The sequence below is a fragment of the Trichocoleus sp. FACHB-46 genome (assembly GCF_014695385.1).
Classification (GTDB): domain Bacteria; phylum Cyanobacteriota; class Cyanobacteriia; order FACHB-46; family FACHB-46; genus Trichocoleus.
Genome location: NZ_JACJOD010000013.1, coordinates 202,949 through 218,200 on the forward strand (window position 1 = coordinate 202,949; position 15,252 = coordinate 218,200).

14 protein-coding genes are annotated in these 15,252 nt (G+C 49.5%); 7 read left to right on the plus strand and 7 right to left on the minus strand.

Annotated features, from left to right (window positions below; translation table 11 throughout):
- The first annotated feature begins 590 nt into the window (after positions 1-590).
- Together H6F72_RS08525 and H6F72_RS08530 are read left to right on the plus strand one after the other, a co-directional pair.
- A complete protein-coding gene (locus H6F72_RS08525) occupies positions 591-911 on the plus strand; it encodes a hypothetical protein (protein ID WP_190433683.1) in 321 nt (106 codons plus the stop codon).
- Positions 912-1,064: 153 nt separating this feature from the next.
- Entirely contained in the window at positions 1,065-1,253 is a 189-nt protein-coding gene (locus H6F72_RS08530; RefSeq protein WP_190433685.1) for a hypothetical protein, read from the plus strand.
- Between the two features lie 89 nt (positions 1,254-1,342).
- Here H6F72_RS08530 and H6F72_RS08535 read toward each other — a convergent pair whose 3' ends face one another.
- From H6F72_RS08535 to H6F72_RS08550, 4 genes are all read right to left on the minus strand, one after another.
- A complete protein-coding gene (locus H6F72_RS08535; RefSeq protein ID WP_199298971.1) occupies positions 1,343-3,421 on the minus strand; it encodes a TolC family protein in 2,079 nt (692 codons plus the stop codon).
- A 173-nt stretch (positions 3,422-3,594) separates the two neighbouring features.
- Positions 3,595-5,313 (minus strand): diguanylate cyclase, encoded by a 1,719-nt coding sequence (locus tag H6F72_RS08540; RefSeq protein WP_190433687.1) that lies wholly within the window; start codon positions 5,311-5,313, stop codon positions 3,595-3,597.
- Positions 5,314-5,344: 31 nt separating this feature from the next.
- Positions 5,345-6,730 (minus strand): TIGR03279 family radical SAM protein, encoded by a 1,386-nt coding sequence (locus H6F72_RS08545; RefSeq protein WP_190433689.1) that lies wholly within the window; start codon positions 6,728-6,730, stop codon positions 5,345-5,347.
- A 51-nt stretch (positions 6,731-6,781) separates the two neighbouring features.
- A complete protein-coding gene (locus tag H6F72_RS08550) occupies positions 6,782-7,753 on the minus strand; it encodes an undecaprenyl-diphosphate phosphatase (protein WP_242016841.1) in 972 nt (323 codons plus the stop codon).
- Between the two features lie 383 nt (positions 7,754-8,136).
- Here H6F72_RS08550 and H6F72_RS08555 point away from each other — a divergent pair, with 383 nt between their 5' ends.
- From H6F72_RS08555 to nadB, 4 genes are all read left to right on the plus strand, one after another.
- A complete protein-coding gene (locus H6F72_RS08555) occupies positions 8,137-8,823 on the plus strand; it encodes a DUF3120 domain-containing protein (protein WP_190433691.1) in 687 nt (228 codons plus the stop codon).
- Positions 8,824-9,025: 202 nt separating this feature from the next.
- Entirely contained in the window at positions 9,026-10,045 is a 1,020-nt protein-coding gene (locus H6F72_RS08560) for an adenylate/guanylate cyclase domain-containing protein (protein WP_313930198.1), read from the plus strand.
- 271 nt (positions 10,046-10,316) lie between these two features.
- Positions 10,317-10,748 carry a photosystem II complex extrinsic protein PsbU gene (gene psbU / locus H6F72_RS08565; protein ID WP_190433694.1) on the plus strand — a complete coding sequence of 144 codons (432 nt, stop codon included), beginning with the start codon at positions 10,317-10,319 and terminating at the stop codon, positions 10,746-10,748.
- A 176-nt stretch (positions 10,749-10,924) separates the two neighbouring features.
- Entirely contained in the window at positions 10,925-12,655 is a 1,731-nt protein-coding gene (gene nadB / locus H6F72_RS08570) for an L-aspartate oxidase (protein WP_190433696.1), read from the plus strand.
- Here nadB and H6F72_RS08575 read toward each other — a convergent pair.
- Positions 12,652-13,116, minus strand: coding sequence for a hypothetical protein (locus H6F72_RS08575; protein ID WP_190433699.1), 465 nt, complete (start codon positions 13,114-13,116; stop codon positions 12,652-12,654). The genes nadB and H6F72_RS08575 overlap by 4 nt on opposite strands.
- Before the next feature lie 482 nt (positions 13,117-13,598).
- Between H6F72_RS08575 and H6F72_RS08580 the strand changes: the two genes are divergently transcribed.
- Positions 13,599-14,393: a tetratricopeptide repeat protein gene (locus H6F72_RS08580; RefSeq protein WP_190433702.1), complete on the plus strand. Its 795-nt coding sequence runs from the start codon at positions 13,599-13,601 to the stop codon at positions 14,391-14,393.
- Positions 14,394-14,452: 59 nt separating this feature from the next.
- On the opposite strand, the gene H6F72_RS08585 is transcribed toward H6F72_RS08580, so the two are convergent.
- On the minus strand, positions 14,453-14,881 hold the full coding sequence (locus H6F72_RS08585) for a hypothetical protein (protein WP_190433704.1): 429 nt from the start codon (positions 14,879-14,881) through the stop codon (positions 14,453-14,455).
- A 223-nt stretch (positions 14,882-15,104) separates the two neighbouring features.
- Positions 15,105-15,200, minus strand: a complete 96-nt coding sequence (gene psaM, locus H6F72_RS08590) for a photosystem I reaction center subunit XII (protein WP_190433706.1) — start codon at positions 15,198-15,200, stop codon at positions 15,105-15,107.
- Positions 15,201-15,252: the final 52 nt, after the last annotated feature.

Sequence of the window (15,252 nt, forward strand, 5' to 3'; positions counted from 1 at the left end):
CAGAAAAATCAACAGAATATTGTTGGATTGGCAAAAGCTTTTCTCCCAGATGCTTCGCCCCAATAACTACAAGTTAATTCTTGAAATCTTTGCTTACCAGCTAATTCCATGAGCAATGCTCTTGAAGATTAATTAATACTTATTGAGGTTTTTATAAGCAACTTATCTACTAGGCGTTGAACAGGTTTACTGACGGAGTGCGATCGCCACATTTTCAGTCCTATAATGTTTACACTTGACTCCCAAAACTCTTTAAAAAATACTTCCTGAAAAGTTCTGAAAATTTTACAAAGCTGAATGCTTTAAATATTTCAGTGGTATGCAAGTACAAACCTTCAACTTGCATACTTTAAAGGTGTAGAATCTAGCAAAAATCCTTCTGATTTCAGAAGAAAAATAGTTTTAAGAGTGGCTGTAAGCTGGCGATCGCCCAGACAGACACCTCCCCCTAGGTGAGCCTTTTCCTCTTAGCTTTGACTTTGCTGATCATCCTGGTGAGTTGCAACAAATACTGAATGATCCTGAAGCATTAGGAAATACTGGATTTAGAACGCCATAATTTCAGAGCCATTTTTCATTTTTAACCGCTTGTGAAATACTTCTTTTTATCAGACGGCTGGACTGTGGGGCGAGTGTGGGAGTCAGCAGGATTGTGGAGCGAGGTGGCCTGGAGACGCAAACCAGACATCAAGAAAATGAACGTTTCCATCCTAGAGCAAGGAGAAAAGTTGTGGCTTTACCGAGTTGAAGAAGCGGTACTGATGGTAGAGGTAAGGCCCACTGAGTCAGCAGAGCTAAATCCTGGGGCTCAAGTCATTGGACAAGTCGTGCTCAAGCGCTTAATCACAGCAGAGCAAGTCTTAGAGTGGCTGTCTACATCCAGTTCGGTCTGCACCCAAGGAGATGACTGAGCTGGATCTTTATCTAAAGTTGCAGTCGTGTAAGCGTTCACTCATTCGGGGGAAGAAGATTTTTGGGACATCACTCAGACTAAATAAATAGGCGTTGAAGCCACCTCAGACTCTAGTGCAGCACTATATAAGCTAGTGGAATCTTTAGTGGGAATGAACTTGGTCGAACAAGCGTATCAGCGTCTTGCCATCGCCACAGATTTGGTCAAGAGTAGTGTTGATTCCCTCTCCGAAGTAAGCGATCGCTCAGAAGTGACGTTTGAGGTTTTACAGGATTTGACAGTTGTCCTCTACGAACTGGAAAAACTAGCTCAAGATTTCAACACGCTGCTGAAAAACTAAGCCAAGGTTCTACAATCCTGCCAAAAAGAGATCTTTAGGAAAAACCAATAGAGAGAGAAAGGGCAAGGAAAGACTTGCCCCCGTAAGTTCTATGGAGCAGTAGCCGCAGGCGTTCTACCTGTAGAGGCACTAGGAGCAGCGCCTAGATTGGTAATCGATCGCTGGAGGGCAGCTAAAGCTCGGTTGTAGTTCAGAATCGCATTCAAGCGATTGCCTTCAGCCCTAGTCAATTCGTTTTGAGCACTGATTACGTCTGTTTGAGTGCCAACACCCGCTTGGAATCGCAGCCGTGCTAGACGTAAACTCTCCCGAGCCTGCTCCAAGGCAACTGAAGCCGTCTGGATGTTCTCAAAGTTAGATTGCAGGTTAAAGAACGATTGCTCTACGTCGAGACGAACTTGATTTCTCGTATCCGCAAACTGGTTTTCAGAAATTTCTGCATTAATTTCTTCCTGTCTGGCTCTGGCTCTAGCTGCACCGCCGTCAAACAAGTTCCAGTTCACTTCAGCCCCTAGAGAGTAACTTCTCAGCGCGTCTCGATCATCGTCAAACTGATCTTGCAAACTGGTGTTGAGGAATGCGCTGATTCGCGGTCGGTTATTGGCAAGGGCAATTCGACGCTGTTGCTCGTTAATTTCTCCCTGTAGCAGTTGTTGCTCTAGCTCTGCTCGGTTTTTGAAGGCTTGGACAATGCTCTGTTCTAGCGACAGATTCCACAAGCCTGCAATTTCGACTGGGTCTGCTGCTGATAAATCAACTGATTGGATAATGTTTAGTCGTTGGGAAAGTTGCCGCCGGGCCGTCCGTTGATCGCTGAGAGATTGGGTTAAATCTTGCTGAGAGTTGGCTAAGTCTACTTGAAATCGCAGCACATCAAAGCGAGTCCCTACACCCGCCCGTTCCAAAGCTAGAGCGTCTCGCAAACTAGCCTGAGCCGTTTCGACCGCAGCCCGCGAAATGCGAACTTGCTCATCGCTTTGTTGCAAATCATAGTAATTGTTCGTGACATCCAGCCGTAGCTGCTCTCGCTGCACCTCAACTTCTAATTCGTTAGAGCGTACCTGTTTTTCAGCAGCTCTGACTGTGGCAGACCGTTGGCCTGAGGTAAAAATGTCGTAAGAGACTCCAAGGGTACCGCTGAGGGATGTGCTGGCAGAGTCAGGATCGGCTGGCTGTGGCTGCGGTGTTAGGTCGTTTTGGTTAGAGTCCTGGCGCGCGATTCTAGCTCCAGCATTCACGTTGGGGTAATAGGCTGCCTGTGCTTCTCTTAGGGCCGCACGACTTCTTTCTAGGTTCAGTCTAGACACTTGTAGGCTCGGTGTATTGCGCTCGGCTAGTTCGATCGCTTCTTGTAAGGTAATGGGTTGAGTGCCCTGAATCTGAACTTCGCTAGGTCTGGTCGGGAATCTCAATGGATTCGGGTCAGGATTGAGATAACCACGAGGAACAGGGCGAACGAATTGGTTGCTATTGCTAGCAGGACTCGTTGGAGTTGCGGTTGGTGTGACAGGTAGCGTCGGACTTGAGTTATTTGGCTGCGCTGGTTGTGGCGATCGCGGCGCTTCAGAACCACTCGGATTAGCAGGCTCTAGCGCTGGTAAAGGAGCACTGGTTTGCGCCGTTTTTTTAGCAGGGGTTGTGGTTTTGTCTATGCTCTTTTCTGCTGGTATGCTCTTTTCGGCTGGCTTCTCGGCCCGCTTAGTAGTGGCACCACGAACCTGATTCGCTGTCTGAGTCCTAGCTTTAGAGCGGATATTGGGCTGAGGGGTGGCTTGCTGAGTTGCTTGTTCCTCAGCTATCTCCTTTAGCGCTGCCTCTACACTGGAAACGGTAATTTTTGCAGAGTTGGAGCGAATCTTACGGCTACTCTGGGTCTTGGAGCGGGTCTTGTTTTTGAGTACCGGATCTTTGGATGCCGAATCTTTTTGTACCGAGCTTTTCTCAGCAGCGGGTCTAGCAGTATCAGAACTAGTTTGGGTGACACGCTCGGAGGTGGAATCAGAGGTGGCAACGTCAGTCTTAGTAGGCTCGTTTGGCGTTGCATCAGTGGAAAGCTGAGCCGAAGTTTTATTAGATTGGGCTGCACTGGGCTCCGGGCTACCCAACGTACTTCCCAACGCGATCGCCGCACTCACACCTACAGCCATCAAATAGCGAATGGTTTGCATAAGTTTTATTCAGTCTGCAATCCAGAGAAACGTTTAGAAGTCGGGCAACCAACCTTAAGCAGAATACTGGCTGGCAAAGTCACTTGGCAAATAGTTCAGCTTGATTATTGCTGCTCTGCTCTAATTTACTAAGTGTGTAAACCAAAAGCACCCTAAAGATATCAATAAACCTGTTACTCAGCATCCGGAGATGCAGAACTGGCAACTAATGTTTCATCGGCTACCATAACGCGATCGCGCCCAGCAGCTTTAGCACGGTACAAAGCAGTATCTGCCATCCGAGTCACTGCCTCTCCAGTAGGCCCATGCAGCGGATAACTCGCAACCCCAGCAGAGAGCGTAATCATGCCGAGAGCTTGGCGGTGATAATGAACACTCAGGTGGCTAACGGCTTCTCGAATATGTTCCGCTCGTTGACGGGTGGCTTCTAAAGAAGCATCGGGCAAGAGTAACATCAGCTCTTCACCGCCGTAGCGACAAGCAATATCGGAGGCCCGAATAGAGTTTCTGATGAGCAAGCCTACCTCACGCAGCACCGCATCTCCTGCTTCGTGGCCAAAGGTATCGTTGAAGCGCTTAAAGTGGTCAATGTCTAGCATGACAATACCGAGGGGTTGTCGATTACGTTCTGCCCGTCGCACTTCTCGCTCTAGCGATTCTTCCATATAGCGCCGATTGAATAAGTTAGTCAGAGGGTCGCGAATGCTCTGATTCCGCAGGCTTTCGCGCAGCTTGAGGTTAGCAAAAGCTAGGGCAATATGCTCAGCCACTGTCCCTGTCAGTAGCCGCTTTGTCGGCGTGAAGTCGTCTTTGTTGGAGGCCGCTAGATACAAAGTTCCTAGAGCGTCTCCCTGAGCCATGAGAGGAATGCAGCAGTACTGAGTGGGCCAAGGAGCCTGGAGATGTTGGCAACGCAAACTGCTATCACCGTTGTCAATGAAGTAAGCTCGGCCTCGACGGAGCGCCCAGCAGTCTGTCGGATCAAACATGATCGGCTGCAAGGAGAGCGGTCCCCAAGAGGCGATCGCTTCGACTAAATTGCGAGACTCACTGGTGATATAAATCGCCCCGGACATACCCGGAAACAAAGGCTGTACCAACTCAGCCACCACAGCGTAAGCTTCGCCCAAGGTGAAGCAGGCTTGCAAAACATCGCTCAACTCTCCTAAGAGAGCAATCTCGCGACTGCGTTGTTCTAGCTCCCCTACCCAACCTTTCAGCTTGGTTTCACTTTCTTGCAGAGCCAGTTCTACGGTTTTGCGCCGTCTGATGTCTCGGTTGAGGGTAATGGCCGCGATCGGTAGCAACACCGCTGCGAGAAATCCACTAATGGCAACCACTAGCGTTGTATTGCGAGTTGCTAATTCTGCCTGATGCGATCTCTGTTGCAGTAAGCGATTTTCTTCAGTGGTCATCTCATCCATGAGGCGACGAATTGCATCCATCACCTGACGGCCTCGAGCTTCACGGATTGCTTGCTGAGCCGCTGTAAAGCCTTGTTCCTGCCGAGTGTCTAAAACTGCTTGCAGCTTGTCTAGGCGCTGCTGGAGCAGAGGACGCAAAGTATTAAGGCGCTGTTGCTGCCTGGGATTATCAGCAGTGAGCCTCTGAAGCGTGTCAACTTGGTCATTAATGGTGTTAGTGGAAATGTAATAAGGTTCTAAATACTCCTCTTGTCCCGTAATAACGTACCCCCGTTGCCCAGCTTCAGCGTTGGCAATGTGAAAGAGTAAAACTTCTTGTGCCTCTAGCACCCGATAGGTATGATTTACCCAGTTCGCAGTCACAACGAGTTGTGTGATGTTCCGGTAGCCGAGACCACCAATTAAGCTAAGCACTAGCAGGGCAATGCCAAAGCCGCCCGTAATACTTTTCTCGATTGACCACTTCATATCGTCTTGCAGCTCCTAGAAGCGACTGGCACTAGACGCAAGAGGGAGCCTTGGGAGTTCCAGAGATACAGGGTTGGGCAGCCGCATCGAGCCAGAGACAAGTCTCCATAAATTCCTCAACGTTGCTAATCAGCCAAATTTTGGTTTGGAGTTGGCAAGCTAAATCCTCAACCGTAGTGTCATCCAAAAAGCGAGACTCTCCATGTTTCAACATAACCGTTGGCAAGAGAATACCATCACCTAGGTCCTTGGCTTGGAGCGCTGGCAACAAATCGTGCCCAGTCAGCAAGCCCGTCACGGTGATCGACTGCCCCCAATAGTCGCTGCAAAGTGCGACTAGTTCTACAGTGAGTCCTTTCACTTGATTGAGCCGTTGTAGCAATGGTTGAAACGCTTGCTCAACTGCATTTCCCACCACCCAAGTCAGTTTCCGGGGAGGGGAAATTTGTTCAGGTAGGCGAGCCGTAGCAGCGGCAAAAGTTTTCAGGAACTGCTGAATTGACCCAACGCCATTGCCAATTTGTGGGTAGTCTTCGTAGTGTGATTCTGGCGGCAGCGCTTGTCCTGCAATCAAAAACCACTCATCTGCTAACCAGGCGAAGGTAGAGCTAAACTGCCGTTGGAACTGAGTTTGCAGTGTCTGAACTTGGGCAATCACTTCTTGAGCTTTTTCCGGTGTCACAGGCACCAACTCGTCTTGGTCAGGCCGAAAGCGCGTGAGTCCTACAGGCACTACAGCCACAGAAGCCACAGCAGGCATCTCACCTTGATGGAACTCAGCTAAGTCTAGTAAGGTGCGCTCTAAGTGAACTCCATCATTAATCCCTGGGCAAACTACCACCTGGGCATGAATCTGCAAACGCCGCTCTTGGAACCACTGCAACTGCGATCGCAACTGTCCTGCCCTGGGGTTCTTCAGTAACCGACTTCTAATTTCTGGCTCAGTGGCATGGACTGACACATAAAGCGGAGAAAGCCGCATCTGCTCAATCCGATCCCATTCTCGTTGGGTCAAATTGGTGAGGGTTAAATAGCTGCCATAGAGAAAGCTAAGGCGGTAATCGTCATCTTTGAGATACAGCGTTTGCCGCATTCCGGGCGGTTGTTGATCAATAAAGCAAAATGGGCAGCGGTTGTTGCACTGAAGCAACCCATCAAACAAAGCAGTTTCAAACTCTAGACCCAGATCTTCATCAAAGTCTTTTTCGATCTCGATCTCATGAGCTTTTCCTTTGGCATCTAAAACTTCTAGTTCTAGAACTTCATCGGCGCAAAGAAACTGGTAGTCGATCAAGTCACGCGGTTTTTGACCATTGATGGCAACAAGGCGATCGCCCGGCTCAAACCCAATCTCAGCAGCAATCGAATCAGGAAGAACCTTGGTAATTAAAGCCGGACGAATTGAAACTTCGCTCATGAAGATGCCACTGGAATGCTAAGGCCAATTTCTATTCTAGAGAGTCCAGCCTCAGGTATTCCGTAAAGCGCCAGCCGCCACTGCCGTCAGAATCGCTGCACCAAAGCCCAAACGATACCAAACAAAGATCCAGGTGTTGCGATTTTGCAGATAGCGCAATAACCAGGCAATGGAGAGGTAGGAGAAAATGAAAGATGACAGTGTGCCAACCACTACTAAAGACAGGTCAATTTGGCCCAGTGCTTCCTTAAAAAATTGGTATAAGGTTGCGATCGCTAACGTCGGCAACCCAAGTAAAAAAGAAAATCTAGCCGCTGTCTGTCGTTCCAACCCTAAAAAGAGAGCAGCCGTCAAGGTAGAGCCAGAGCGAGAAACTCCTGGCACCAAAGCCAACATTTGCCCCAAACCAATCAAAATTCCATCTTGAATTCGCAACGCCGAAAAATCCCGTTTCCGACTCCCTAAGTTTTCTGCGGCTCCTAATAACAGTGCCATGACGATAGAGGCGATCGCGATCGTCGTCATGCTGTTAATGGTCGAGCCGTCATCATTCAGGGCTTTTTTGAGCAAAAATCCCCCCGCCAACGCTGGGATAGTGCCCACCACAATTCCCACTAAAAGTTTCCATTCCTCCCGCTGCCAATCTCGCTTTTGTACGGCTTGCCATCCTCCTAGCAAAATGGTGCGAATGTCCGACCAAAAGTAGATCACCACTGCGACCACACTGCCGAATTGAATCGTCGCCACAAACGGTTTAGCGCCTACAGTAGCCCAGCCCAACGCTTTAGTAAAAACTTGCAAATGGGCAGTACTACTAATGGGCAAAAACTCTGTAATGCCCTGCACAATTCCCAAAATGAAGGCTTGAAACAACCCAGCCAACCAGTTAACAGCACTCGCTTCTGGGGTAGCAACGGCTAACAGAGAGGAAATATTCGCTAAATGATCCATCTTTACTGATGGAATTGACACTGGTTCCAAGGAATAGCTGAGCCACACCAAACTGTCTATTCCAATCGTCATGCACATACTCCAGAAAACTAATCAGTTCGGTATCCAGTTTTTACTGCTGCTCTCAACTAGGAGCAGGACAAACCACTCTCAGGTTCCTTAGCTACGTTGCGTCAGCCAAGAGCAACGGCAAGCAATTTGACCTTACGCCAGCAGCTAGAAAAGCTCAACTTTCACCTGCTCTGGTATAGCGTAATTGAGTGTTGCAAACTTGCGAAAGTTTCAACGATTACATCAGAGGCACTGATCTCAAGCTTTGGCAAGAGAAAAACTAAGTTATCATAAACAAGATGCCCCCCCAGGGGATGTGCTTGTGTTATGTTAAAAAAAGTAAATTAAATAAGAAACTTAAAAATACTTTGTCTTCCTTCACACCCTTCCCCCCATCCTCACGCATGGTTGATTCAGCCCAGGAAAGGTCGCCTGATTCAGCTTGGCAGCTTCGAATTAGCCAAACTTGGCTCGTGTTGGCGGCTGCTGTCCTGCTAGTAGCGGTACCTGTTTTTATTCAGGCTCCCTTAGTGCGCTGGCAGCCTGTGCTGAGCTTACTTCTGACTGGTGGTTGGCTTGGACTCAGCTTAGTCTTGATGGCTCGCGATCGCACCCAACTCTGGGGTGACTTGCTTTTTGGATTCACCTGGAGTTGGTTAGCAGGTTCTATTTATTGGGGATGGTTTCGCTGGGAGCCACTGCTACACTTACCCATCGAAGCGATTGGGTTGCCTGTTGCAGTTTGGTGCCTGATGCGCCAGTGGGGAAAGGTAGGAAATTTCTTTTATTTAGGGTCTTTATTCGGAACCGTCGTTACTGATCTTTACTTCTATATCGTAGATCTGATCCCTCATTGGCGACGATTGATGCAAGTTGATCCAACGCTGGCATTACCTATTTTTCAGGATGCGATCGCTCAAATGCGGACACCCTGGGGAGCAGCTTGGGCAGCGGTGCTGGGGGTAACTTTGCTGGTGGTGGGATTGTTGCCACTACGCTCTCAGAAAGCTCACTGGTGGGCCTTTGGCGGAGCTGTGCTGAGCACAATCTTAGTAGATGGTTTATTCTGGTTGGTAGCTTCTGCGGCTTAAGTTCCTGAGCTGCTAGTCAGCATTTCCAAGATTAACGTCTTTGGACTTCAGGGCAAACTTCAAGCGCAACGAGATTTTGATTACAATTCTTAGTTAAATCTTCGAAAGCATCCATTGGCATAAGTAGATGTGTCATGGATAGTCGTAGATAGATGTGTCAGGATGCATCATAGGGAAAGATGCAGTGATTTCTTAGCCTGTGGTGACTTTTCAATCCACTCCTCATTTAGTGCTCCGTTCCGAGGCAGGTGATCGATATCTTCCATTAGTCGGCAACAACTGCTGGACGATTGGTCGAAGCGATGACAACAACTTTGTGCTGCCCGATCGCTGGATCTCCCGGAACCACGCGATGCTTCAATGCATGGAAACAGGCGAGTTTTATCTCATTGACTTGGGAAGCCGCAATGGTTCCTTTGTGAATGGCCGCCGAGTTAGTGTTCCGGTAACGTTACAAAACGGAGACCAACTCACCTTTGGTCAGATCGAATTAGAGTTTTACTGTCCTTCCCCAGAGCACCTCACTGATCCGTCGATGGGAATGGACTCCAAAGAATTTACCGCGACCGCAACCTTGCATGTCCGTCGCCTAATCTCAGTTTTGGTGGTGGATATTCGCGACTTTACGGGGTTGACTCGGCAACTGGACGAAAAAATCCTCTCTGAGGTGATCGGCACCTGGTTTCGGCGAGCCGGCGATATCATTCGCGAACACGGCAGTTGGGTCGATAAATATATTGGGGATGCGGTGATGGCAGTCTGGATTCACGGCACCCAAGGGGTCAGTGACGAAGAGATGCTACGCATTTTTAGCGCCCTCAGCGCCATGCATAAGATGACGAGTGAGCTGTACGACCAGTATCCGCTGCCCTTCCCGCTACGCATTGGGGCAGGAATTAATACTGGGTTTGCGATGGTGGGGAATACGGGGAGTGGCGATCGCCCTGACTATACCGCCCTAGGAGACACAGTTAACGCTGCCTTCCGCTTAGAATCTGCCACGAAAGAAATCCGTCTGGATGTAGCCTTAGGAGAAACAACCTATAAGCACGTGCCGATGGGCCCAACTTATCAAGCTTTGTTTCAGACTCATACAGTGGACTTAAAAGGTTACGACGTACCCACTGTTACCCATGCCTGTACCTTCGCTGACTTGAATCGCTTTCTACAAATGCAGGAAGAAAGTCTAGTGCTGGGTAATGAAAGCCCTGAACCTCTCTAAAGCGTTGTCAAGATTGCTGTCACAGAGTACTAGTAGTTTAGGTTTACGCTTTAAGATCTAAGGCGGTAAAGCGCATCAGCGCTGAGCAACGCAAAGTTTAGAGGTTTTCCAGGGTACCTGGGTACGCTACCCTAGACTTTAGAAAATTTGTGGCATTTGCTGCTTTGCACGACCTTAGAGAGCATCGCGCTTTTCCAGGGTTGGGTATTCTTGTGCCAATTCTATAAATGCTGTGTGTGGATTTTATCTGCTCAGAGGAAGGTATAAATCGATGAAACGCTTTGTTCGCTGGCTATCAGTTCTCAGTTTGTTAGTGGGCTGCCTGGGATGGCTAGGGTTGCCTCAACAAGCGATCGCTGCAAACTTGAGCCATTTGGTTCTGCAACCGATCCCCGTCTTAGCTGCTGAGGTCGCTCCTCGCAATGCAGTCGATGATAAGCGGGCCAAAGTTGGGGACAAGATCGATCTCAACAACACCAATGTTCGAGCTTTCTTGCAATATCCTGGCTTGTACCCCACCCTAGCGCGTGCGATCGTCCAGCACGCACCTTATGAAAAGGTGGAAGATGTTCTTGATCTACCTGGCATCAGCGATCTCCAGAAAGAGACATTGCAAGCAAATTTCAAGAACTTTACCGTGACCGATCCAGATTCTGCCTTGACCGAGGGAGACGATCGCTTCAACAACGGTATCTACCGCTAAATCTGCCTTCAGGTCTGCCACTGTTGACTAAGTTCGTAGAAGCCCCGTGCTCTAGATGCACTTGTCTCTACAGCTTCTGGGTCAGAACTGGGTGTTTAAACGCTGCAATAATATCTTTGCTCTCTGTACAGTAAGGTTAATCCTTACGCGCGATTGATGACAGGGAGCAATTTTTATTGGACACTTCGTTACCTCTTCCACCCCCTGCTCCAGCCCAGAGTCCTGACTTCACTCAGCCTTTTGATGTTTTAGTGGTAGGAGCGGGAGCCGCAGGGCTTTATTCCGCCCTTTGTCTACCGCCGTCGTTTCAAGTCGGCTTAATTACCAAAGACACCTTATCTCTTTCGGCGAGTGATTGGGCTCAGGGTGGGATTGCTGCCGCGATCGCTCCAGATGATTCTACAGCTCTCCACATTACTGACACGATCAAAGCGGGTGCAGGGCTTTGCGATCCCACAGCAGTGGAGTTTTTGGCTGAGAACGCTTCTGATTGCATTCGGTCCTTGGTAGAGATGGGGGTGGCCTTCGATCGCCATGATGGAGAACTCGCTTTGACCCTGGAAGCAGCCCATTCTCGACGACGAGTTTTGCATGCGGCAGATACCACAGGACGGGCTGTAGTTAATACGCTCACGGCGAAGGTGCTGGAGCGCAAAAATATTCAAGTATTTCCCCAAACGTTTGCTCTGAGCTTATGGATTGATCCCCAAACTCAACGTTGCCAGGGAATTAGCCTGATCCACCAAGGGCAAGTTATTTGGGTTCGAGCGACAGCCGTAGTCTTGGCGACAGGTGGGGGAGGGCAGGTATTCGCCCAGACGACTAATCCCGAGTTGAGTACAGGAGATGGAGTGGCGATCGCTTGGCGAGCCGGAGCTTTGTTGCGGGATTTAGAGTTCATCCAGTTTCATCCCACGGCGTTAAGCAAGCCTGGAGCCCCCCGGTTTTTGATTAGTGAAGCAGTACGCGGAGAAGGAGCGCACTTAGTGGATACGGCAGGCCAGCGGTTTGCCTTCGAGTACCATCCAGCGGGAGAACTGGCCCCTAGAGATGTAGTTAGTCGAGCAATTTTCAATCACTTACAACAGACGGAATCAGACCCAGCCAGCGCCCACGTTTTGTTGGACCTCCGGCCCATTCCTGTAAACACGATTCGGCATCGCTTCCCTAACATTATTCAAGTCTCTCAACAGTGGGGCGTAGATGTATTTCAGGAGCCCATTCCCGTGACGCCTGCGGCCCACTACTGGATGGGAGGTGTGGTAACTGACACGATGAGTCGGACGTCGATTCCAGGGCTTTATGCGGTGGGAGAAACGACCAGTACTGGCGTGCATGGAGCCAACCGTTTGGCCAGCAACTCGTTGCTAGAGTGTTTGGTTTATGGGGCTCAGTTAGCTCATTTAGAACTAGGCCAATCGAACGCCCTTGACTCAAGCTCAGAGCCAAGCGTCCCTAAATCTGAGGGCTATCATCCTGAGCCTACAGATTGGCAGCGTCAGCAGGCGGCGATCGCCACTATGCGTCAAGAATTGCCTCGCTTAATGTGGCAAAGCGCCGGAATTTGCCGCGAAGAAACTACCCTTCTGGGCGCGATCGCTCAAGTAGAAACCTGGCAAGCAGAATTTGCTGCCTTACCTTTAAGCCAATTCCTGCTGAACTTAGCACCAACTCAAGCCGCTAGCGTGGGCTTGCCGGATGCTGACTTAGCCATCCGTACTTGGAGCGAAACCCAAAATCTTTTGGATGTTGGCTACTTGATTCTAAAAAGCGCTTTATTTCGCACTGAGAGCCGGGGTGGGCACTATCGAGTTGACTTCCCGCAGCCCGAGCCGCACTGGCAAGCTCAGACTTTGGTACAAGACTACCATTGGTGGACAGCCCCCATTTCAGCCCTCTCAAATTAGAGAACTTCGTGCGTGTACTTATGCTGTTTCACATTGTCTTCAGCTCTGACAATGCGCTGGGAGTTAAGCACGCGCTTGCGTTCGGTGGAGTAATTGAAGTCTTGACGAGTTGTTCCGGGGGGGACATGACCTTGTGCTGCAGTCTTGGCTTTGTAGGTACGAGCGGCAGCAATAGCACGCTGCACAAATTCATCACAGAATTGGGCATCTTCCGGGAACCCATCTGGCTTTTGTGGGGTTTCTCCAGCTAGGACTGTGCCTAAAGTCGTGGCAAGGGCCATTTCGTAAGAGGTGGGCACTCCTTTCACAATGGCTTCGATCGCGGCTGAGGGGATCGGCTCCAGAATTCTCACTTCGTGCAGTTTGCCATCTTCTTTGAGAAAACAAGTGGCTAAACCGATGACTAAATATTCATCTGTGGAGAGGTCGGGGGCTTGAGGATGGGAGGTCGCGGTTGTCATGGAAGATTTGGATTGGCACTGCCAATTTCAACGGAATTGAAAAATTTCAAGGAGCTACGCATCACAGTTCGTTAAAGTGCGATCGCAGGTAAGCTCCATAGGAATTTTAGCTCGGTTAAGCCTTCTGGCCACGTCCATCCCTGAGGCCTGTCGAACACTTGAATTTTTAACTGCTAATGCTGTGTTCAGGCAAGGTATACGGTGCACTTCAGAAATTGGCTGAGTTGCTCTTGTAGTCTTGCTATAAATTCTCAGCATTGTTTTCAGTATTAAGGGTGTCTATTCTGTCACTTGCTCGGCATCAGTCTTAGGAGACAGCTTCAAAGGTAAGGCTTGCGAGTTTAACGTCTGGAAATCATGACTTAAGACACATCGGTAAGTGACACACGGATAGAGCAACAATTGCGGCCAACTGGATATCGTGAGTCTACAAGCCCAAAGATACAAGCCCAGAGATACGGTCACTGATTCAGGAGAAGAGTATGAGTAGTCGTTCGGCTTTCAACCCTCAAGGCAGCGCTCAGCGTCGGCGTCAGGGCTCAACTCTAGCTTCTGTGGCTGGGCAAGCAAATATTGGTACTGGCGTCGGGCAGGCGGGTCCTCATCGGCGGCAAGGCAACCAACTGCGTCTAACCGGGATTCCATCTCCTCGTTCCAGCGGGAAGCCTGAGGTACACACTGACGAGCAGGATCAACAATTGCGACAGCAAGCGATCGCCGCAGCGCAGCAAGGTTACTACGAGGTAGCAATTGATCTACTGAGTGAATTGCTAGAGCGGCACCAAACTAGTGCGACAGATTACAACAACCGGGGTTTGGTCTACTTTCAAAGCGGACAAACGGAAAAAGCGATCGCAGATTACAACCAAGCCATTGAACTAAATCCCAAGCTCGCTAGCGTCTACAACAATCGAGCCAACTACTATGCAGCTCAAGGTCAATTAGCTGAGGCGATCGCAGACTACGGAGTTGCTATTGACCTAAATCCGGGCAACACTCGCGCTTGGATCAACCAAGGAATTACTTTTCGGCAGCTAGAGATGTATGAGCAAGCGATCGGCAACTTTGAACTAGCGCTGCACTTCGGCCAGCTCGAGGGCCACATTTACGCCGAGCGGGGCCGCACGTTTCATATCATGGGTGATTGGAACTGCGCGATCGCTGACTACCAGAAAGCTCTACAAATTCTGCTTCTGACCCATACCGAATCTGCACAACGACTCCGCCAGCAAGTGGAGAATTGGCTCGACGACCTTCTCAGTCCCCTAAGAGCGTAGCCAAAGCTACCTCCTTGCGATCTAGCTAAGTTAAACCCCAGACTCCAGCGACTCCAAATTTAGGGAGCGACCTCGTCGGTGTCAGCTAAGTCGGCCACGTTTGTCCACACGACCTGTAGCTGCTTTGGGTCTACCCGATTGCTCTGTTCCTGCATAAGCGCTTTTGTCTGCTGTGGATCAAAGTGGCGACTAAAGTCATCTCGTAAGCGATTCACTCGCCCTTCAGTCACATTGACTTCAGCTCGAATTTCTTGCAACTTCTCTTGCTGCGATAACTGGTAAGGCAAAATCCGCATCAACGTAGAGACAGCAGCAACGGACAACGTGACGTTCACAGCTAACTTCAGCGTTGTTTCCATCACAAGACCAACAGGTAGCTTCGTGGCTGCTTTGGCGGGTTTGCGCCGCTGGTGCGGATTAGGCGGAGTCGCCAGCCGCAAATGGTTGTTAGTTCTTAAAGGGGGGCTTGAGGGTTGAATCGCGTTCATACGGAGTGGGGTGACGTAAAACCTTGAATGTGACGCACCTTTGCTACCCAGGCTCAATGGTAGGTTCAGATCAACCAATTCCATAGCACCCAAAAGCTCCAATTGGAGCCTATCTCAGCAGCAAAGCCTAGTTGCTATCAGACAATCTACACTAAATTTCTAAGATTGCCCGGAGGTTTTGACCCCACCCCTAAGATAGGCTCCAATCGCTCAATTTGCGAGCTTACTTATACAGTTCGGTGGCTAACCGGAAAGCCATAATCCCTGGGATCAAAGCAACGACTAGCGCAACGTAGACTTGGGTATCTGATATAGACATGTTTGAAAACTCCATATTTTGAGGTTGCTAGTTCACCAATTTCGGCCAAATT

Bases quoted from the DNA above. Each gene is read 5' to 3' on its own strand.
- H6F72_RS08545 (WP_190433689.1), bottom strand. From the start codon at position 6,730: ATGAGCGAAGTTTCAATTCGTCCGGCTTTAATTACCAAGGTTCTTCCT.
- H6F72_RS08580 (WP_190433702.1), top strand. From the start codon at position 13,599: ATGAGTAGTCGTTCGGCTTTCAACCCTCAAGGCAGCGCTCAGCGTCGG.
- H6F72_RS08530 (WP_190433685.1), top strand. From the start codon at position 1,065: ATGAACTTGGTCGAACAAGCGTATCAGCGTCTTGCCATCGCCACAGAT.
- H6F72_RS08585 (WP_190433704.1), bottom strand. From the start codon at position 14,881: ATGAACGCGATTCAACCCTCAAGCCCCCCTTTAAGAACTAACAACCAT.
- H6F72_RS08535 (WP_199298971.1), bottom strand. From the start codon at position 3,421: ATGCAAACCATTCGCTATTTGATGGCTGTAGGTGTGAGTGCGGCGATC.
- H6F72_RS08555 (WP_190433691.1), top strand. From the start codon at position 8,137: ATGGTTGATTCAGCCCAGGAAAGGTCGCCTGATTCAGCTTGGCAGCTT.
- H6F72_RS08540 (WP_190433687.1), bottom strand. From the start codon at position 5,313: ATGAAGTGGTCAATCGAGAAAAGTATTACGGGCGGCTTTGGCATTGCC.
- H6F72_RS08550 (WP_242016841.1), bottom strand. From the start codon at position 7,753: ATGACGATTGGAATAGACAGTTTGGTGTGGCTCAGCTATTCCTTGGAA.
- psaM (WP_190433706.1), bottom strand. From the start codon at position 15,200: ATGTCTATATCAGATACCCAAGTCTACGTTGCGCTAGTCGTTGCTTTG.
- H6F72_RS08575 (WP_190433699.1), bottom strand. From the start codon at position 13,116: ATGACAACCGCGACCTCCCATCCTCAAGCCCCCGACCTCTCCACAGAT.
- psbU (WP_190433694.1), top strand. From the start codon at position 10,317: ATGAAACGCTTTGTTCGCTGGCTATCAGTTCTCAGTTTGTTAGTGGGC.